Origin of the sequence: Gemmobacter nectariphilus DSM 15620 (assembly GCF_000429765.1) — a bacterium.
Lineage (GTDB): Bacteria > Pseudomonadota > Alphaproteobacteria > Rhodobacterales > Rhodobacteraceae > Wagnerdoeblera > Wagnerdoeblera nectariphila.
In genome coordinates, this window is record NZ_AUCM01000023.1 from 1 (window position 1) to 18,702 (window position 18,702).

The following is an 18,702-nucleotide window of genomic DNA, read 5'->3' on the forward strand; positions in this document are numbered from 1 at the left end:
GTTCCCTGGGGCGCGCCGGTGATCCGGTCCTTGCGCGATCTCGACGACTATGAAGTGGCCGAACTGGTCCGCAAGAAGACCGAGGCCTGCGTCACCGCGATCGTCTTCGGCGACGACGAATCCCAGCAGGGCATCGCACCCACCGTCGTCGATGCCGATGGAAACCGGGTCGAACAGTTCGAACCGGGGCTGATCGCCTATGCGCGGGGCGGCAAGGACATCCGGTTCAACCAGCCATCCGCCACCGGCGGCTACGGCGAATACAAGCGCGCCAGCCTGCACACGATCTCAGCCGGGTTCCGGGTGCCTTACGAATTGCTGACCGGGGATCTGTCCCAGGTCAACTATTCCTCGATCCGGGCGGGTCTCGTCGAGTTCCGCCGCATGATCGACGCGGTCCAGTGGCAGCTCTTCATCCCGATGCTCTGCGCGCCGGTCTGGCGCTGGTTCACCGAGGCTGCATGGGCAGCAGGGCAGATCCCGACTCCGGATGTGCCGGTGGAATGGTCGCCGCCGAAGTTCGACGCGGTCGATCCCTACAAGGACGCGATGGCCGACCTGCTGGCGATCCGGACCGGCACCATGACGCTGGCGCAGGCCATTGCCCGGCAGGGCCACAACCCGGACGCGGTGCTGGCAGAAATCGCCGCGACCAATGCCAAGCTCGACGGCCTCGGCCTCGTGCTCGACAGCGACCCGCGCCGCGTCACCAAGACTGGCAGCGCGCAGGCGGGCGATCCGGCCAAGGAACCGACCGCTCCCGCATCCGAACCAGAGAAGGAATAGGGCCATGCCCGACACGATCATGGCGGCGCCGGTCGCCCTGCCGATGCAGCTGCGGCGCGCGCCCATCCTGCCGGCAACCGTCAATTCCGAGGCCCGCTCGGTCGATGTGGTCTTCACCACCGGCGCGGCCGTCCGGCGGCGGCGATGGACCGGTTGGGACACATCCGTTCCCTTCGATGAGATCCTTGAGGTCAGCGACAGGGCGGTGGATCTGACGCGCCTCAACGCCGGTGCACCGGCGCTCGACAGCCATTCGGTCTGGTCCTCGCATTCGCAGGTGGGCGTCGTCGAACGCGCCTGGATCGAGGGCAAGGAAGGCAAGGCCACCATCCGCTTCCCCCGTGAGGGGCTCGACCAGGCCGCCGACCGCATGTTCGGCCTGATCAGTGACGGCATCATCCGCAACGTCTCGGTCGGCTACTCCATCGAGCGGGTGAAGGTGGTCGAGCCCGCCGCGAAGGGCGAGGTCGAGCAGCGCATCGTCGAACGCTGGACCCCGCTCGAGGTCAGCTTCGTGACCGTCCCCGCCGATCCCCGCGCGCAGGTGCGCGCCTCGGATCAGGCCAACTATCCCGTCGAGATCGTCGACACCCGCATGCAAAAGGAGGCGTCCATGCCTGAGAGCACGACCCATGTGGCCGGGGATGTCCCCGCCAGCCATGAAACCCGCCAGCAGCCCGTCGGGGCCCCGGCGAATCCCGAACCAGCTGCGGCACGCATGCCGGATGCGCCCGCAGCCCCCGACACCGAGGCCATCGCCACCCGCGCCCGAGAGGCAGAGCGGGATCGCGTCTCTACGATCTACGATCTGACCGGCCGTCTGAACCTCGAACGCAGCTTCGCCGAGGATCTGGTCAAGCGCGGCCTCAGCGTCGACGAGTCCCGCCGCCTGATCCTCGATCAGGTCGCGGCCAGGTCAGACGAGACCCGCACCTTCCCCCATGTCTCCGTGCCCCTCGGCGGCCGGGACGAGCGCGTCACGCGCCGCGACGCGGTGGCGAACGCGCTGTTGCACCGTTACAGCCCCACTCTCTTCCCGCTGGAGGATGCCGCCCGGCAGTACCGCGGCATGACGCTGCTGGAACTCGCCCGCGAGAGCCTCGGCAATGCTGGGGTCAACACGCGGGGTCTGTCGCGCGACGAGGTGGCGACCCGCGCGCTGCATTCGACCTCGGACTTCCCCGAGATCCTCTCGGCCGTCACCAACAAGACCCTGCGGCAAGCCTATGACGCCTATCCCCGGACCTTCGCGCTCTTCTGCCGCCAGGTGCTGGCGACCGACTTCAAGTCGATGCACCGCGTCCAGCTGGGCGAAGCGCCGCAGCTGCTGGAAGTGGGTGAGAGCGGTGAGTTCAAGCGCGGCACGCTGGGCGAGAGCAAGGAGAGCTACAAGGTCAAGACTTATGGCCGGGTCGTCGCCATCACCCGGCAGGTGCTGATCAACGACGATCTCGACGCCTTCACCCGGATCCCGGCGATGTACGGCAACTCCATCGCGCAGCTGGAAAGCGACGTGGTCTGGGGCATCATCACCGCCAACCCGGCCATGGCCGACGGCAATGCGCTGTTCCACACCACGCACAAGAACCTCGCGGGCACCGGTGCGGCGCTGGACGTGGCAAGCGTCGGTGCGGCACGGGCGGCGATGGCGCTGCAGACCGGGCTCGACAAGAAGACGGTGCTGAACATCCGCCCCGCCTTCCTGATCGTCCCCGCGGCCCTCGAACTGAAGGCCGAGCAACTGGTCGCCCAGAACCTTGTCCCGGCCGACAGCGCCAAGGTGGTGCCGCAGTCGATCCGGACGCTGTCGCCGATCAGCGAGCCGCGCCTCGATGCCGCCAGCGCCACCTCTTGGTATCTCGCGGCCTCGCCCAACCAGATCGACACCATCGAATACGCCTATCTGGAAGGCCAGCAGGGCGCCTACATCGAGACCCGCAACGGCTTCGACGTCGATGGCGTCGAGATCAAGTGCCGCCTCGACTTCGGCGCCAAGGCCATCGACTGGCGTGGCCTCTACAAGAACCCGGGCGCGTAACGACCCTATCCTGAACCCTGACACGCGGGCGGCCCAGTGGGGCCGCCCTTCGTCTTTCCACAAGGATCCCCACCATGAAAAACTACGTCCAGCCCGGCAAGACCATCACCCTGACCGCGCCCTATGCCGTCACCTCCGGCGATGGCCTGCTCGTCGGCTCCATCTTCGGTGTCGCCACCGGTACCGCCGCCCTTGGCGAGGCGGTCGAAGCCGCGCTCGTCGGCGTCTATGATCTGAAGAAGGTCGCCTCGCAGGCTTGGGCCGCAGGTGACAAGATCTACTGGGACAACACGGCGAAGAACACGACCAAGACCCTGACCTCGAACACCCTGATCGGCGTGGCAACCGAGGCTGTGGCAGGCGGGGCCACCGACCTGATCGGTCGGGTGCGGCTGAACGGCGCGTTCTGATGAGCGTTTTCACCGCCGCCGTCGGCGCCATCTTCGCCGATCCGAACATGGGGCGCGACGCTGTCTACATCGCCGACGGCGGCGGGCCCCTTCTGGTACGCGTCGTCGCCCGGCGTGCTGATGCCGTCACCGACTTCGGCGATGCGCGGCTCTGGTCGGATACCACGCGCGTCGATCTACGTGTGGCCGAGGTGCCGAACCCGCGCCCCGGTGACAGGGTGGAAATCGACGGCGACACCTTCCTCATTCAGGGCGAGCCCGTCCGTGATCGCGAGCGGCTGGTCTGGAACGTCGACCTGAGGCCTGAGTGAAACTGAAGCTCGCCATCGATCCCGACATCGTCGCCCTGATGGCGGCCGAGGTCGCAGCGGGGGAACGCGCTGTTACCGCCGCGATGCGCGAGGCCGGGACCGGCCTGAAATCCGCGTGGCGCACACAGATCACCGGTGCGGGGCTGGGCACGCGACTTGCCAACTCGATCCGCTCCGCCAGCTTCCCGAAATCCGGCGAAAGCCTGAATGCGGCGGCGCTGGTCTGGTCGAACGCCCCGGTGATCATCGGCGCACATGACACCGGCCCGCTGATCCGCTCGAAGAACGGGTTCTGGCTGGCAATCCCCACGCCCGCTGCAGGCAAGTCCACGCGCGGCGGCCGGATCACCCCCGGCGAATGGGAACGTCGCTCCGGCCTGCGTTTGCGGTTCATCTATCGCCGGAGGGGGCCGAGCCTATTGGTAGCCGAAGGAAGGTTGAACACCAAGGGCCGGGCGGTGGCATCACGGTCTAAGACCGGCAGGGGCGTCGTCACCGCGCCGATCCTCCTGCTGGCGCGAAGGTCAGCATAGGCCAGGTTCGCTGAGCTGTCCGCGTCAAAAAAGATAGCAGGCGGAACGCTGCCCGAGGCGGGGCAGGGGATCACGCGTTGAAGAGGAAATGCAGGACGTCGCCGTCTTTGACCTCGTAGGTCTTGCCCTCGACGCGGAACTTCCCGGCCTCGCGCGCGCCTGCCTCGCCATTTCCGGCGACATAATCGTCATAGGCGATGGTTTCGGACCGGATGAAGCCGCGTTCGAAATCGCCGTGGATGACGCCGGCGGCCTGCGGGGCGAGCGTCCCCTTGGTGATGGTCCAGGCGCGGGCTTCCTTGGGGCCGACGGTGAAGTAGGTCTGTAGCCCCAGAAGGTCGTAGCCCGCGCGGATCAGCCGGTCGAGACCGGCCTCGTGCAGGCCCATTTCCTCAAGAAACATCGCGGCATCTTCGGGTGGAAGCTGCGCAAGCTCTTCCTCGATCCGGGCCGAGATGACGACGACGCCGGCGCCCTGCGCCCGCGCCATCTCTTCGACTCGCGCGGACTGGCTGTTGCCGTTGGCGGCCGATGTTTCCTCGACGTTGCAGACGAAAAGGACGGGCTTTGCCGTCAGAAGCTGCAGCATGTCCCAGGCGCGGCGGTCATCCTCGGCCACCTTGACGGTGCGGGCGGGCTTGCCGTCGTTCAGCGCCGCCTGCGCGACCTTGAGAAGCCGCTCCTGATCGACCGCCTCCTTGTCGCCGCCCTTGATCTTGCGGACGAGGTTTGCAAGCCGCCGCTCGATCGATTCCATGTCGGCGATCATCAGTTCGGTCTCGATCGTCTCGGCGTCGGCGATCGGGTCGATCCGGCCCTCGACATGGGTGATGTCGCCATCCTCAAAGCAGCGGAGCACATGGGCGATGGCGTCAACCTCGCGGATGTTCGCAAGGAACTGGTTGCCGAGCCCTTCGCCCTTGGACGCGCCGCGCACGAGGCCGGCGATGTCGACAAAGGTGATGCGGGTCGGGATGATCTGCTTTGATCCGGCGATGCCGGCCAGCGTGTCGAGCCGCGGGTCGGGCACCGCGACCTCGCCCACGTTCGGCTCGATCGTGCAGAAGGGGAAGTTTGCCGCCTGCGCGGCGGCCGTGCGCGTCAGGGCGTTGAACAGGGTCGACTTGCCGACGTTCGGCAGCCCGACGATACCCATCTTGAAGCCCATTTCGCTCTCCTGTCTTCGGATCGGGCCGGATCTAATGCAGGCGCGTCGAAGATGGAAGATGTATCGCGGGGTTGGTGGCGGCCGCGCGATGTTCGGAACATGTCGCCGGGCAGTCAACACCTTTGCAGCCCGGGCGGGACGGCGTCACTTCAGCGAGCGGTCGCCCTTGCCGAGAAAAAGCTTCAGGAGCAGGCGCTGGATCCGCCCGCCGTAGGGCGGGTAGAGCAGGCTGATCGGATAGAACCGGTGCTTGCGAAAGACCGTGCGCGCGTGGGACAGTTCGCGAAATCCCTCGACGCCGTGATAGCTGCCCATGCCCGAATTGCCGATGCCGCCGAACGGGGCGGCATGGTTCACGACATGCCAGCACCAGTCGTTGATCGTGACGCCGCCCGACTGGGTCTGACGCAGCACCTTGCCGGTTTCGGCGCGGTCGCGTCCGAAATAGTAAAGCGCAAGCGGGCGGGGGCCGGCCGCGACATGGGCGATCGCCTGATCGATGCCGTCATATTCAAGGATGGGCAACAAGGGGCCAAAAACCTCTTCCTGCCGGATCAGCATGTCGGGCGTGGTATCGAGCACGAGATGCAGGGGCAGACGGCGGCCGTCGCGTTCGCGGTCATAGGCGGCACAGGGGATGATGGTTGCGCCCTTGGCCGCGGCGTCATCCAGAAGGGTCAGCAGGCGCAGAAGCTGGCGGTCGTCTATCACCGACGTATAGTCGGGATTGTCCTTGACCGAGTCGCCGAAGCGCGCGGCAAAGGCCGTGCGCGCCTGATCGGCAAAGGCCCGGGCCTGCCCCTTTGGAACCAGCGCATAGTCGGGGGCGACGCAAGTCTGGCCGCAGTTGGCGCTTTTCCCGTGCACGATCCGCAGCGCGGCGTCGTCAAGCGGAAAGCCGGCCGCGACGATGGCGGGCGACTTGCCACCCAGTTCCAGCGTCACCGGCGTCAGATTCTCGGCCGCCGACATCATGATGGGCCGTGCCGACAGCGGCGATCCGGTGAAGATCAGGTGATTGAAGGGCAGCCCGACAAACGCCTCGCGGTCGTTGCCCAGGTCTTCGGCAATGTAAAGCTGGTCCTCGGGGAAGACCTCAGCGATCATGCGCGCAAGAACGTCGCGGGTGCGCGGGGTCGTCTCGGGCATCTTCACCATGACCCGATTGCCCGCTGCGATCGCTGCGGCGACGGGGCCGATGGCAAGGTAGATCGGGAAGTTCCACGGGACGATGACGCCGACAACCCCTTTCGGCTGATAGGTCACCTTCAGGCTGTTGGTCAGAAACACCAGTTCGGGCGGGCGGCGGCTTGGCCGCATCCAGCCTCCGACATGGCGGAGCAGGTGGTTGATCTCAAGCGTCGAGCTCAGGAGATCGTAGATCTTCGATTCAATCGCGGCACGATGACCGAAGTCCTCGGCCAAGGCCGCGGCGAGCAGCGTTTGGTAGCGTCCGATCTGGCGCTTGAGGCGGCGGAGTTTCTTGCGGCGTCGGGCGGCGCTTGGCGCCGGGGAGGCCCGGAAGGCGGCGGACTGCGCCGCAAAGACCTGGCGCAGTTTCACGGTGGCAGAAAGCTGCGGTTCAGGGGGGGGGGCGTTCATCCGGGCTCCGTCTGCGTCGTTCTGCACGGCGCGGAATCCGCGCGCTTTTCGTTGTCGATCCATGCACGTGGCAACGCCAAGCCGGCGGCGCGAAGTCAGCCTGATCGCCGGACGATGCGAAGGTCCCTTAATTCTTATCCATGCTGAAATGTTGTGCAAAGCGCTTTCCGCCGGTGCCGCGACAGATCTGTTGCAGATGAGGCGCGTTAGCCCCTTGTGCAGTTCTGGCGACGAATTAGTGTGGTGACAGGATAGCGCATGGAAATACAAGAAAAGTTTCATTATTGACTGAAGTAAAGAAAACTTTCATATTTGCTCCAGCAAGCGTGTCCAGACCAAGGGGGAGGGGATGGCACATAGTGTGCGCAGCCGGCTCGCCCAGGCCGTGACGCAAGGATCGAAGGCCGAGCGGGCGCTCGCCTCCTTCATGCTGGGGGCGATTGCCGATCTGCCGTTTGAAAATGCGGCGACGGTCGCAACCAGGGTCGGGGTGAGCGAGGCGACCGTGGGGCGCTTTTGCCGGGGCCTTGGCTATCAAAGCTTTCGCGCGCTGAAGGAACGGCTCAAGGACGATATCGGCGATGGTCCCTGGCTGATCAGCGACCGGCTGGCCGAGATGCGCGCCGCGGCCGGCTCCGATGCGACCGGCGCCGCGCCGGGGCTTGAGCTTGAGATCGCCGGACTGGTCGCCGTCTACGAACTTCGCCGCCGTGCGGAATGGCGGACGGTCGTGCGCCGCCTGGCCGAGGTTGACCGGGTCGTCATAGCGGGCTTTCAGACCGAGCGCGGGCTTGCCCAGTATTTCGCCAACCAGCTTCAGTATCTGCGCGACGGGGTCCAACTCGCCGATTTGTCGGCCGGCAATTTCACCGAAGCTCTCGCCTCCGACCGGCCGCGCTGTCTGGTCATCTTCGAGGCGCGGCGCTATTCGCGGCTTGCACGGCTTCTGGCGCGCGAGGCGCGGGCGATGGCGGTGCCGGTGACGCTGATAACCGACAGCTACTGCACCTGGACCGCCGACGCAGACGAGGTCTTTCCGGTGCCGACGCAGTTCAGCCAGTTCTGGGATTCGACGGCGCTGATGGCCAGCCTTGGCAATCTGATGATCAATGACCTGTTCTTCGAACTCGGCGAGCGGGTCGAGGGGCGGCTTGCGCGCGTCGCGGAACTTTACGGAGCTTTCACCGGACATGTCGGCGACCCCGTCGTGCCGGTAAGAAAATGAAGAAACCGACACCAACAGAGAGGACTTGAAATGATGAAAACCACCCTTCTTTCCGTGCTGGCCGCCGGCGCGCTTGCCATCGGCCTTGCTGCCCCGGCCAATGCCGAAAAGCTCGTCATCGGCACCGAGGGCGCCTATCCGCCCTTCAACTTCGTGCAGACCGACGGCACCATCGCGGGCTTTGACGTCGATATCGGCCTGGCGCTTTGCAAGCAGATCGGCGCCGAATGCACCGTCGTCGCGCAGGACTGGGACGGGATCATCCCCGGCCTTCTGGCCAAGAAATACGACATGATCATCGCCTCGATGTTCATCACCGAAGAGCGCAAGAAGCAGGTCGATTTCAGCGCGCCCTACTACAAGGCCGCGATGACCCATGTCGTGCCGAAAGATTCTGCGATCACCGAATTCACCCCCGAGGCGCTGAAGGGCAAGGTCATCGGCGCACAGTCCGGCACGACCCAGGCCGAATATATCCAGGCCACCTATCCCGACGCCGACATCCGGCTTTATCCGACCCAGGACGAAGTGAACCTCGACCTTGCGTCGGGCCGCATCGACCTTCAGGGCGGCGACATGCTTCCGATGCTTGACTGGACCACGAAGTCGGCTGACGGCGCCTGCTGCAAGCTGGCCGGTGAGCCGATCACCGATCCGAAGTTCGTCGGCGAAGGCGTCGGCATCGCGGTCCGCAAGGAAGACGGCGACCTGCGCGAGCGTCTGAACAAGGCGCTGGACGAGATCCGCGCCAACGGGACCTACAAGACGATCAACGACAAGTATTTCCCGATCGACGTCTACACAATGAAATAAGACTTTTCCCCCAGCCGGAGATCCTTTGCCATGCTAGAGCTATTCTCCTACGGCGATGCCGGCTGGGGGGACGAGATCCTGAAGGGGTTGCTCGTCACCCTTGAGCTTGCGCTGGTCACGCTGCCCGTCGGGCTGGCGCTTGGCTTTCTTGTCGCGTTTGCGGCGCTTTCGTCCAACAAGATCCTGCGGCGGCTCGGCACGGGCTACACGACGATCATGCGCGGCATCCCCGAGATCCTGACCCTGTTCGTGGTCTACAACGGGCTTGGGCTTCTCCTGAACGCGATCTATCTCGGGCTTTGGCCCGATGCCGAAGCGATCGACCTCAGCCCCTTCCTGGCCGGCGTCATCGCCCTTGCCCTCGTCTTTGCAGCCTTTTCGGCTGAGGTGATCCGCGGCGCCTTCAATTCGCTCGACCCCGGCCAGATCGAGGCGGGGCGCGCTATCGGCATGCGGCCGGGCCAGATCCTGCGCCGGATCAAGTTGCCGCAGGTCTGGCGCTTTGCCCTGCCGGGGCTTGGCAACCTCTGGATCAACCTCCTGAAGGACACAGCACTTGTGTCGGTCATTGCGCTGGACGATCTGATGCGGGCGACCAAGGTCGCGGTCGGTCTGACCAAGCAGCCGTTCACCTTCTATCTCGTTGCCTGCATGCTTTACTGGGCAATGTCCTTGGCGTCCGAGCAGATCCTCGCGCGGATGGAAGCCCGGGCCAACCGTGGCGTCAGGAGGGTCTGACATGCATCCGATCGAGATCCTGACCCGCTTCTGGCCGCAGCTTCTGGATGGCGCGCTGATGACGCTGAAGCTGACTTTTCTTGGCGCGCTTCTGGCTGGCCTTGTCGCGCCAATGTTCGCGTTGATCCGTGTCGGCGCCCGCCCGGCCGCGCAACTGCCGCTGAGGATCTACATTTCCTTCATGCGCGGCACGCCGCTTCTGGCGCAGCTTTTCCTCGTGTTCTACGGCTCGGGCCAGTTCCGGCCGCAGCTTGAGGCAATTGGCCTGTGGGGCTTTTTCCGCGATCCGTTCAACTGCGCGCTTCTGGTCTTTGCGGTGAACTCGACCGCCTATCAGACCGAGATCCTGCGCGGCGGCATCCAGGGCGTGAACCCCGGTGAGATCGAGGCGGCGCGCGCCATCGGGATGAGCCGCTGGCAGGTCTTGCGGCGCGTGGTCTTTCCGCATGCCTACCGTATCGCCTGGCCCGCGCTCGGGAACGAGATCATCCTTCTGATGAAGGCATCGGCCATCGCCTCGGTGGTGACGGTCTTTGATATCATGGGCCGCACGCGGCAGATCTTTTCCAAGACCTTCGACTTCTCGGTCTATCTCTGGGCCGCGGTTCTTTATCTCTGCATCACCGCGATCTTCATCTGGCTCTGGCGGTTGGCCGAGGCGCGGCTTTCTCGTCATATCGGTGCCCGCGAACGTGGGGTCGGCAACGTGCAAGGGGGGCTGCAAACATGAGTGCGGCGAACGCAAAAAACGAAAACGTGGTCGTCAAGGCCGAAGAGATCTGCAAGTCGTTTGGTGCCCTGGAGGTTCTGAAAGGCGTCTCGCTTCAGGCGCGCAATCACGATGTGATCTCGATCCTCGGTGCGTCGGGGTCCGGCAAAAGCACCTTCCTGCGCTGCCTCAATTTCCTTGAGACGCCGACCTCGGGCAAGGTTTCCGTCCATGGTGAGGAAATCCAGGTCAGGAACGGCAAGCCGAACGACATGCGCCAGGTCGAGCGGGTGCGCCGGCATCTGGGCATGGTGTTCCAGCAGTTCAACCTCTGGACCCACCGCACCGTCCTTGAGAACGTCATGGAGGGACCGATCCAGGTCAAGAACGTGGCGCGGGGCGAGGCCAAGGACAAGGCCGAGGCGCTTCTGGCGCGCGTTGGCTTGTCCGAGCGGATGAACATGTATCCGTCGCAACTGTCCGGCGGCCAGCAGCAGCGTGTCGCCATTGCCCGCGCGCTGGCGATGGAACCCGACGCGATCCTCTTTGACGAGCCGACCTCGGCGCTTGACCCCGAACTGGTGGGCGAGGTGCTGAAGGTCATGAAGTCGCTGGCCGAAGAGGGCCGGACGATGATCGTCGTGACCCATGAGATGAGCTTCGCGCGCGAGGTTTCGACCGAGGTCGTCTTTTTCCATCAGGGGCGCATCGCCGAGCAGGGCCCGCCCGAAAAACTCTTCACCCAGCCCGAAAGCGAAGCCTTCCAGCGCTTCATCGCCAAGATCCGCTAGGGCCAATCAGGACGACAGACAATGCACGACCAGACTGCACAAATTGGCGGGACATTCCCCGGCATAAAGATCGAGGCTGCCGAACTCAGGATCGTCAGCCTGCCGCTCATCACCCCGTTCGTGATTTCGACCGGCACGATGACCGACAAGACCTTCCCGCTTCTGATCCTGAAGGGCGAGGGGGTCGAGGGCGTGGGCGAGGCGGTGATGGACCCGCTGCCCGACTATCTTGAGGAAACGATCCCCGGCGCGATGGCCTTTCTGACCGACGTCCTTCTGCCCGCCGTCGTCGGCAAGACCTTTCGCTCGCCCGCTGAACTCCTGCCGATCCTCGATCCCTGGCGCGGCCACCGGATGAGCAAGGCGGTGGTCGAGATGGCGTTCTGGGATCTCTGGTCCAAGGCGCTTGGCGTCCCTCTGCGCGATGCGCTCGGCGGGATCGGCGACAAGGTTGCCGTTGGGGTCAGTCTTGGCATCGCACCCATCGAGACAACGCTTGAGCGGATCGAAGTGGCACAGGCCGCAGGCTACCGGCGGACCAAGCTCAAGATCCGGCAGGGCCATGATCTTGCGCTCCTTGAGGCGGTGCGCGACCGGTTCCCGAAGATCAAGCTGACGGTCGATGCCAATACCGACTACGGGCTGATCGACATGCCGGTGCTCAGGGCGATGGATGCCTTCGCGCTCGACTATATCGAACAGCCCCTGGCGTTTGACGACATCCATGACCATGCGATCCTGCAGCGGTCGGTGGCGACGGCGATCTGTCTTGACGAAAGCATCCGCTCGGCCGTCGATGCGCGGAAGGCGCTGGTGGCCGAGGCCGGGCGCGTCATCAACATCAAGGTGGGCCGGGTCGGCGGCTTTGCCTCGGCCCGCGCCATCCACGACCTGTGCGAGGCTTTCGGCGTGCCGGTCTGGTGCGGCGGCATGCTGGAAAGCGGGATCGGGCGGGCGCACAACATCCATCTGGCGACGCTTCGGAACTTCACCAAGCCGGGCGACACCTCGTCGGCCAGCCGCTATTTCCACCGCGACATCATCAACGAACAGCTTGAAACCAGCGATGGCTACATGCCAGTGCCGCTCAATGGCCCGGGGATCGGTGTGACGCTGGACCGCGCCTTCCTTGATATCGTGACCGCCAAGCGCGAGGAGTTCCGCGCATGACTGGCCCCGCGGACGACGGGGTCACCTTCCGCGAGCTTCGGGGCGTGCCTGAACTCAAGATCTCGGAGCGGCTCCAGAAAGACGTCTGGGGCGAGGATGATCCGGCCGACAATGCCGACCTGATGCTGTCGATCCAGCATGAGGGCGGCCTTGTCGGCGGTGCGTTCCGCGATGGGCGCATGATCGGCTTCGTCTTCGGCTTTCCCTCGGCGACCGTCGGTGTCCAGCATTCGCATCGGCTTGCCGTTCACCCCGATGCGCGCGGCCTTGGCCTTGGCGCGCGGCTGAAATGGTTCCAGCGTGACTGGTGTCTTGCGCGCGGCATCACCCTTTGCCGCTGGACCTATGATCCTCTCCGCGCGATCAATGCCGGTCTGAACATCGGCAGCCTGGGTGCTACGGCGGGCACCTATCTGGTCGACTATTACGGCCAGATGGAGGGGATCAACGCGGGCCTGCCCTCGGACCGGCTGATGGCCGACTGGCAGCTTGATGCGCCGGGTGTCGTTGCACGGGCGAGGGGCGATCGCATCACACCGGGGGCGGGCGGCCTTCGCGTGCCGATTCCGCGCAATCTGGACGATCTGGTCGCCAGTGACCCGGCAGGGGCGCTCGAGGCGCGGCTTCGCGTCCGAAATGCACTGACCGGCGCTTTTGCCGAAGGTCTGCGGATCACCGGTTTTGACGGTGCGACCGCGGAATATGTTCTGTCGCGCTGATGGTCGTGACCCTTTGGCGCCGGGCCTGTGCGGTGGTTCCGGCGTGCGAATTAACCCCTTGCCCGCCGTCCCGGCCTTCGCCAATGTAAGCTCAAACGGGGGGAAGCCAGTTCTGCTGGCTCGGGGGGAAACTGGCCGTCTTGTGCGGCCCGAACCGGGAAGTGGCGAACCATATGTGTCCAGCGCGCGTCAACGTAAACTCGGGCCGGGGTTTCATCATTCCGATCGGTGGCGGTGAAGATCGCGTGAAAGAGCGTCAGATCCACCGGCGTTTTGTCGAACTGTCCGGCGGCAAGGATGCCGATATCGTCGTGATCCCGACCGCGTCCGAGCTTGAGACGACGGGGCAGGACTACAACCGCATCTTCCGCGACCTTGGCGCGGCCGAGGTCGACTTCCTGCCGATCACCCGCCGGGCCGATTGCGACAATCCGCGCTATCTCGAAATGCTGGACCGGGCGAGCGGCATCTTCCTTACCGGCGGCAACCAGTTGCGCCTGTCGACCATCCTTGGCGGCACCGGCATCGCGCAGAAGATCCGGCGGCGGAATGCGATGGGTGTGACCGTCGCGGGCACCTCGGCCGGCGCGTCGATCATGTCCGAGCATATGATCGCCGGCGGCGACAGCAATTCGGCCCCGGTCGAGGGCGCGGTAAGTCTCGCGCCCGGCCTCGGATTGACCAACGCCGTGATCATCGACCAGCATTTCACCCAGAGAAACCGCCTCGGGCGGCTCCTTGCGGCGTCAAGCTACAACCCGTTCCTGATCGGCCTTGGGATCGACGAGGATACGGCGGCCTTCATCGGACCGGATGGCGTGTTCGAGGTCGTGGGCTCGGGCACCGTCACCGTCGTCGATGCCTCGGGCCTGACCCATTCCTCGATGTGGGAGGCGCGGCCCGGCCAGGCGCTGACACTTCTGGGGCTGAAGGTTGATGTGATGGGCGAAGGGTGCCGCTACGATCTGGTTGGCCGGCATGCCTATCCGCCCGACGCGCATGCGGAATTCTGTGCTTTGCCCAATCAGGCGGGAACGACCAGACAACAATAAGGCGTTCGATACGACCATATCCGACAGGGGGAACCGTCCATGGAGATTGTCTCGACCAACGTGTTCGTAGGTCCGAATATCTGGGCGGGATTCCCCGTCATACGGCATGTGGTCGATCTGGGGGTGCTTGAGGACTGGCCCTCGGCCAAGATCGGCGATCAATGGATCGACGCGCTTGTCGAGGCGCTGCCGGGCCTGCGCGAACACGGCTGTTCCTACCGCGAGCCGGGCGGCCTGATCCGCCGCCTGCGTGAGGGCGAGGGCACCTGGCTTGGCCATGTCGCCGAACATGTGGCACTTGAGATCCAGGGGGTTGCCGGGTCGGACGTGACCTTTGGCCGGACGCGGGGCACCGGCAAGCCGGGGCAATACAACCTTGTCTATGAATACCGCCAGCGCGATGTCGGGCTTGAGGCCGGGCGGCTGGCGATCCGGCTTCTGATGCATCTTCTGCCGGAGAAGGTGAAAAAGCTCACCGACTACGAATATGACCCCGAGTTCGACTTTCCGGCCGAGCTGAAAAGTTTCGTCCTGATGGCGCGGCGGGGAAGCCGTGGGTGTTCCGCCCAAAGGATATCCGCGCTTGGTGGCAGAGCCAGCATTTCAACCGGCCGGGCGGGGTGGAAAGCGGCTTGGCCACCGCTTGGGTGCCGCAATCGAAACCCATCCGTTTCACCGAACTCGGCTGCCCCGCCATCGACCGGGGTACCAACCAGCCCAACGTCTTCTTCGACCCGAAGTCGTCCGAGAGCTTCACGCCGTATTTCTCGCGCGGCTGGCGGGACGACGCGATCCAGCGCGCCTATCTGGAAGCCAGCTACCTGCATTGGGATGATCCCGCCAACAACCCGATCTCCGCCGTCTATGGCGGCCGGATGGTGCATGTGCCGGAATGCGCGGCCTGGACATGGGATGCGCGACCCTATCCGTTTTTCCCCGAACTGACCGATGTCTGGACCGATGGCCCGAACTGGCGGCTGGGCCATTGGCTGACCGGACGGCTGGGCGCGGTGTCGCTGGCCGCCCTCGTGCGCCACCTCTGCCTTCGCGCCGGGATGCCGGAGGCGCTGATCGACGTCTCCGGCCTCTGGGGTGCAGTAGAAGGCTATGCCATCACTGCGCTGGAAGCCCCACGATCCTCGATCAGCACACTGGCCCGGCATTTCGGGTTCGATGCCATCGAGACTGAGGGCATGATCCGCTTCGTCATGCGCGGGCGGGCGTCTGTTCTGACCTTGGCCCATGACGACCTTGTCGCCTCCCGCGAGGGCGAGGCGCTGGAACTGGTCCGCGCGCAGGAAACCGAACTGCCGCAGGCGCTGAAGTGGCAGGTCGCGCGGGCCGACGAGGACTATGACGCGGCCCTCGTCGAAGCCCGCCGCATCACCGTCGACACCACCCGCATCGCCTCGGAAAGCTTCCCGATGGCGATCCCGCCCGAGGAGGCCGAACGCCGCTGCCGCCGCGCGCTGATGGAAGCGTGGATCGGCCGCGAAAGCGCCACCTTCCGGCTACCGCCTTCGCGGCTGGCGCTGGACCCCGCCGACGTGATCCGGCTTGTGCATGACGGTCGCGACATCGAGTTGCGGCTGGTATCCATCGCCGATTCCGATGGGCGGGGCGTCGAGGCCGTCCGCCAGGACCGCGCCGTCTATGACCTGCCACCCGGCGATCCGCGCACCGTGACGCTGACCCGGGCCGTGGTATTCGGCGCGCCGGATGTGGTGTTGCTCGACCTGCCGCAACTGTCCGAGGACCAGCCCGCGCACCGGCCGATGGTCGCGGCCCATGCCGTTCCTTGGCCGGGCGAGATGGCGGTGTTCCGCAGCCCGGGGTCGGATGGCTTTGCCTTGCTGACCACCTTCGGCAGCCGCGCTCGGATCGGCACGCTGGTGTCGGACTTCTATCCGGGCCCGACCTCTCGCTTCGATCTCGGCAATGCGCTGGTCGTGGATATGGTCTCAGGCACGCTGGAAAGCGTCACCGACCTGACCCTGTTCGGCGGCGCCAATGCGTTGGCAGTGGAGGCAGCACCGGGCAAATGGGAGATCGTGCAGGCGGGTGTCGCCGAACTGATCGCCACTGGGCGCTATCGCCTGACCCGCCTCCTGCGCGGCCAGCGCGGCACCGAAGCCGCAATCGGCAATCCCACCCCGGCTGGGGCACGGGTGGTGATACTGGACACAGCGCTGGCTCCGCTCCCGATCGCCGAGGCCGATCTCGGTCTGCCATGGAACTGGCGCATCGGCCCCGCGGCGCGATCCGTCAGTGACGCCAGCTACACCGCGCTGGCCTTCACGCCCGCCGGTCGCGGCCTCGTGCCCTTCGCCCCGGTCCATGTCGCACAACCGTGGCGGACAGCGCGCAGCCCGGGCGATCTGACGATCCGCTGGACGCGCCGGTCGCGTGCGTTGGTGGCCGATGCCTGGGAACAGGTCGAGGTGCCGCTAGCCGAAGATCTGGAAAGCTACGACGTCCAGATCCTCGACGGGGCAGCGGTCAAGCGGACGCTGACCAGCAGCACGACCTCCGTCCTCTACACCGCTGCCCAGCAGACCGCCGACTGGGGCGCGCTGCTCGGCCCCGGTCAGACACTGGCAATCCGCATCTACCAGCTCTCGAACCGCCTCGGTCGCGGCGATCCCGCCACCGTCACCCTCCAGTTCTGAAGGCCCGTCATGTCCGACACCTCCACCCACCTTGGTCTGCCATACCTGCTGGCGGCCCAAGCCCAGAAGCATGTCACCCACAACGAGGCCCTGCGCCTTCTGGACGCAATGGTTCAGCTGTCAGTTCTCGACCGGACGCGCACTACGCCCCCGGTCAGTCCCACCGATGGCGACCGCCACCTCGTGGCATCGGGCGCGACGGGCCTATGGGCGGGGTGGGATCTGAACGTGGCCTTCTGGGTCGATGGCGTCTGGCTGCGCCTTGTTCCGCGGCAAGGCTGGCTGGTCTGGATCGCGGCCGAGCAGGCCTTTGTCGTCTGGAATGGGTCAGCCTGGGATCTGGTCGGCGAACCAGTTGACGTCTCAGACGCGATCTTCAGCCTCGTCAACGACGCCGATCCGACGAAGAAGGCGCTGTTTTCGCTGTCGGGGATCACCACCGGCACGACCCGGACCTTCACACTTCCCAACACCTCCAGCGAATTGGCAATTCTGGCGGGCACCCAGACCTTCACGGGCAACAAGACCTTCTCCGGCACACTGACCGCCTCGGGCACTGTCACCGTCTCGGCGGCCTCAGCCAGCATCGGCACGGCGACGACGACCGCCACCTACGGCATGGGCACCGGGGCGACGATCACCGGGGTCACCAAGACCGTGAACCTCGGCACCGGCGGCGCATCCGGATCGACCACCGTCGTCAACATCGGCTCGACCACGGCGGGGGCCGCAGGCACGACGGTCGTGAACACGCCGACCGTCACCTTCGCCAATGCGGTGACACAGGTCGGCATGCCCCAGGCCAATCTGACAGCGCAGTTGCTGGGCCTCGGCGGGGCGACGGCGGACAGCTACAACCGGCTGTCGATCAACACGCCTGCAGTCCTGCTGAACAACACAGGCGCGGGGATCGAGGCCACCGTCAATAAGGCTGCCTTGGCGAACGACGCCGCCTTCGCCTTCAAAACCGGCTTCTCGGCGCGTGCCCTGATCGGCCTTCTCGGCAACGACGATTTCAGCTTCAAGGTCAGCCCGGATGGGGCGGCCTTCTTCGATGCGATCCGCATCGACCGGACCAGCGGCCAGGTGGAACTGCCGCAGCCGACCGTTCTGCCGGGGCTGACCGCGGCGCCATCCCCGCCGCCCGCGGGCAAGGCCTCGGTCTATGCGCGCAACCGCGCCGGGGCGCCGTGGATTGACGTCATGCGCCCCTCAGGGCGGGATTTCCCCTTGCAGCCGCATTTCGGGGTGAACCGGATCGCCAACTGGTCCCCCTCGGTCAGCACCACGATCACGACCGAAGGCTTGCCAATCACCTCGGTCGGGACCGTGTCGCACCCGACGCTGGCCGCGACGAACCTTGCCGCCTCGATGCGGCGCTGGCGCCTGACTTCGGCGGCCGTCGTGGACTCGGTCGCCGACCAGCGATCCGCAGGCTGGGCCTGCTGGCGCGGCAACGCGGCGGGCCTCGGCGGTTGGACTTTCGTCACGCGGATTTCGCTGACGACGCTGCAGGCGACCGGGATGGCGTTCTTCGGCCTCTACGGATCGACCGCTGCGCTGGCCACAACGCTGACGCTGGCCGCCGCGGTGAACTGCATCGGCATCGGCTTCCAGCGCGGCACGCACACGCGCTGGCAGCTGGTCGCGAACGACGGAACCGGCGCGCCGACGCTGACGGACATGGGCACAGGCTTCGCGATTGCCACGGGCGGCGTGCTAACCCTGTTCATCGCCGCCCCGCCGAACGGGTCATCTGTCTGGGTACGCGTCGTGGACGAGGTCTCCGGCGCGGTCTTCGAGCAGGAGATCACCGCCGACCTGCCCGCCGCGACGCAGTTCCTGTCGCCACGCCTCTTTCTCAACACCGGCGCGACCGCCGCCGCCGTCGCCTACGACTGTGCCGGGGTCTATCTGGAGACGGATTTTTGAGCAGAGCGCTTTGCCTATAGTCCTGAGAACAGCGCG

Annotated in this window: 16 protein-coding genes and 2 pseudogenes; 16 read left to right on the plus strand and 2 right to left on the minus strand. The window is 65.6% G+C overall.

Going from position 1 to position 18,702, the window contains the following annotated elements; genetic code table 11:
* From G481_RS24280 to G481_RS24285, 5 genes are all read left to right on the plus strand, one after another.
* A partial coding sequence (locus G481_RS24280; protein WP_035026516.1) for a phage portal protein occupies positions 1 to 786 on the plus strand: 786 nt, incomplete at its 5' end.
* A 4-nt stretch (positions 787 to 790) separates the two neighbouring features.
* Positions 791 to 2,824 carry a prohead protease/major capsid protein fusion protein gene (locus G481_RS0116615; protein ID WP_245594993.1) on the plus strand — a complete coding sequence of 678 codons (2,034 nt, stop codon included), beginning with the start codon at positions 791 to 793 and terminating at the stop codon, positions 2,822 to 2,824.
* A 74-nt stretch (positions 2,825 to 2,898) separates the two neighbouring features.
* A complete protein-coding gene (locus tag G481_RS0116620) occupies positions 2,899 to 3,234 on the plus strand; it encodes a DUF2190 family protein (RefSeq protein ID WP_028031017.1) in 336 nt (111 codons plus the stop codon).
* Positions 3,234 to 3,545 (plus strand): head-tail joining protein, encoded by a 312-nt coding sequence (locus G481_RS0116625; RefSeq protein ID WP_028031018.1) that lies wholly within the window; start codon positions 3,234 to 3,236, stop codon positions 3,543 to 3,545. Before G481_RS0116620 ends, G481_RS0116625 begins: the two co-directional genes overlap by 1 nt.
* On the plus strand, positions 3,542 to 4,078 hold the full coding sequence (locus G481_RS24285) for a DUF6441 family protein (protein ID WP_245594994.1): 537 nt from the start codon (positions 3,542 to 3,544) through the stop codon (positions 4,076 to 4,078). The genes G481_RS0116625 and G481_RS24285 overlap by 4 nt, the downstream gene beginning before the upstream one ends.
* A 70-nt stretch (positions 4,079 to 4,148) precedes the next feature.
* Here G481_RS24285 and ychF read toward each other — a convergent pair whose 3' ends face one another.
* Positions 4,149 to 5,246, minus strand: coding sequence for a redox-regulated ATPase YchF (gene ychF / locus G481_RS0116635; RefSeq protein ID WP_028031019.1), 1,098 nt, complete (start codon positions 5,244 to 5,246; stop codon positions 4,149 to 4,151).
* A gap of 144 nt (positions 5,247 to 5,390) precedes the next feature.
* Positions 5,391 to 7,118, minus strand: coding sequence for a coniferyl aldehyde dehydrogenase (locus tag G481_RS0116640; protein WP_211235221.1), 1,728 nt, complete (start codon positions 7,116 to 7,118; stop codon positions 5,391 to 5,393).
* Positions 7,119 to 7,197: 79 nt separating this feature from the next.
* Here G481_RS0116640 and G481_RS0116645 point away from each other — a divergent pair, with 79 nt between their 5' ends.
* The 11 genes and pseudogenes from G481_RS0116645 to G481_RS0116690 all read left to right on the plus strand — a co-directional run bounded on the left by G481_RS0116645 (position 7,198) and on the right by G481_RS0116690 (position 18,666).
* A complete protein-coding gene (locus G481_RS0116645) occupies positions 7,198 to 8,073 on the plus strand; it encodes a MurR/RpiR family transcriptional regulator (RefSeq protein ID WP_028031021.1) in 876 nt (291 codons plus the stop codon).
* Positions 8,074 to 8,106: 33 nt separating this feature from the next.
* Positions 8,107 to 8,886, plus strand: a complete 780-nt coding sequence (locus G481_RS0116650) for an ABC transporter substrate-binding protein (RefSeq protein ID WP_245594995.1) — start codon at positions 8,107 to 8,109, stop codon at positions 8,884 to 8,886.
* Positions 8,887 to 8,916: 30 nt separating this feature from the next.
* Entirely contained in the window at positions 8,917 to 9,624 is a 708-nt protein-coding gene (locus G481_RS0116655) for an ABC transporter permease (RefSeq protein ID WP_028031023.1), read from the plus strand.
* A gap of 1 nt (position 9,625) precedes the next feature.
* Positions 9,626 to 10,354, plus strand: coding sequence for an ABC transporter permease (locus G481_RS24290; protein ID WP_051294623.1), 729 nt, complete (start codon positions 9,626 to 9,628; stop codon positions 10,352 to 10,354).
* Positions 10,351 to 11,124 (plus strand): ABC transporter ATP-binding protein, encoded by a 774-nt coding sequence (locus G481_RS0116665; protein WP_028031024.1) that lies wholly within the window; start codon positions 10,351 to 10,353, stop codon positions 11,122 to 11,124. Before G481_RS24290 ends, G481_RS0116665 begins: the two co-directional genes overlap by 4 nt.
* A gap of 21 nt (positions 11,125 to 11,145) precedes the next feature.
* Entirely contained in the window at positions 11,146 to 12,294 is a 1,149-nt protein-coding gene (gene menC / locus G481_RS0116670) for an o-succinylbenzoate synthase (protein ID WP_035026520.1), read from the plus strand.
* Entirely contained in the window at positions 12,291 to 13,013 is a 723-nt protein-coding gene (locus tag G481_RS0116675; protein WP_028031026.1) for a GNAT family N-acetyltransferase, read from the plus strand. Before menC ends, G481_RS0116675 begins: the two co-directional genes overlap by 4 nt.
* A gap of 173 nt (positions 13,014 to 13,186) precedes the next feature.
* Complete coding sequence (locus tag G481_RS24295; RefSeq protein ID WP_084451049.1) at positions 13,187 to 14,065, plus strand: cyanophycinase; 879 nt, start codon at positions 13,187 to 13,189, stop codon at positions 14,063 to 14,065.
* Between the two features lie 39 nt (positions 14,066 to 14,104).
* Positions 14,105 to 14,506 (plus strand): annotated as a pseudogene (locus G481_RS27005) (cyanophycin synthetase family protein); the annotation flags it as partial.
* A 92-nt stretch (positions 14,507 to 14,598) separates the two neighbouring features.
* Positions 14,599 to 16,734, plus strand: a pseudogene (locus G481_RS24300) (baseplate multidomain protein megatron); the annotation flags it as partial.
* Between the two features lie 9 nt (positions 16,735 to 16,743).
* Positions 16,744 to 18,666 (plus strand): DUF2793 domain-containing protein, encoded by a 1,923-nt coding sequence (locus G481_RS0116690; RefSeq protein ID WP_028031027.1) that lies wholly within the window; start codon positions 16,744 to 16,746, stop codon positions 18,664 to 18,666.
* Positions 18,667 to 18,702 lie beyond the last annotated feature (36 nt).

What these genes read in the sequence shown, in the direction of transcription:
- G481_RS0116615 (WP_245594993.1), top strand. Translation starts at nt 791, where the DNA reads ATGCCCGACACGATCATGGCGGCGCCGGTCGCCCTGCCGATGCAGCTG.
- G481_RS0116620 (WP_028031017.1), top strand. Translation starts at nt 2,899, where the DNA reads ATGAAAAACTACGTCCAGCCCGGCAAGACCATCACCCTGACCGCGCCC.
- G481_RS0116625 (WP_028031018.1), top strand. Translation starts at nt 3,234, where the DNA reads ATGAGCGTTTTCACCGCCGCCGTCGGCGCCATCTTCGCCGATCCGAAC.
- ychF (WP_028031019.1), bottom strand. Translation starts at nt 5,246, where the DNA reads ATGGGCTTCAAGATGGGTATCGTCGGGCTGCCGAACGTCGGCAAGTCG.
- G481_RS0116645 (WP_028031021.1), top strand. Translation starts at nt 7,198, where the DNA reads ATGGCACATAGTGTGCGCAGCCGGCTCGCCCAGGCCGTGACGCAAGGA.
- G481_RS0116650 (WP_245594995.1), top strand. Translation starts at nt 8,107, where the DNA reads ATGAAAACCACCCTTCTTTCCGTGCTGGCCGCCGGCGCGCTTGCCATC.
- G481_RS0116655 (WP_028031023.1), top strand. Translation starts at nt 8,917, where the DNA reads ATGCTAGAGCTATTCTCCTACGGCGATGCCGGCTGGGGGGACGAGATC.
- G481_RS24290 (WP_051294623.1), top strand. Translation starts at nt 9,626, where the DNA reads ATGCATCCGATCGAGATCCTGACCCGCTTCTGGCCGCAGCTTCTGGAT.
- G481_RS0116665 (WP_028031024.1), top strand. Translation starts at nt 10,351, where the DNA reads ATGAGTGCGGCGAACGCAAAAAACGAAAACGTGGTCGTCAAGGCCGAA.
- menC (WP_035026520.1), top strand. Translation starts at nt 11,146, where the DNA reads ATGCACGACCAGACTGCACAAATTGGCGGGACATTCCCCGGCATAAAG.
- G481_RS0116675 (WP_028031026.1), top strand. Translation starts at nt 12,291, where the DNA reads ATGACTGGCCCCGCGGACGACGGGGTCACCTTCCGCGAGCTTCGGGGC.
- G481_RS24295 (WP_084451049.1), top strand. Translation starts at nt 13,187, where the DNA reads ATGTGTCCAGCGCGCGTCAACGTAAACTCGGGCCGGGGTTTCATCATT.
- G481_RS0116690 (WP_028031027.1), top strand. Translation starts at nt 16,744, where the DNA reads ATGTCCGACACCTCCACCCACCTTGGTCTGCCATACCTGCTGGCGGCC.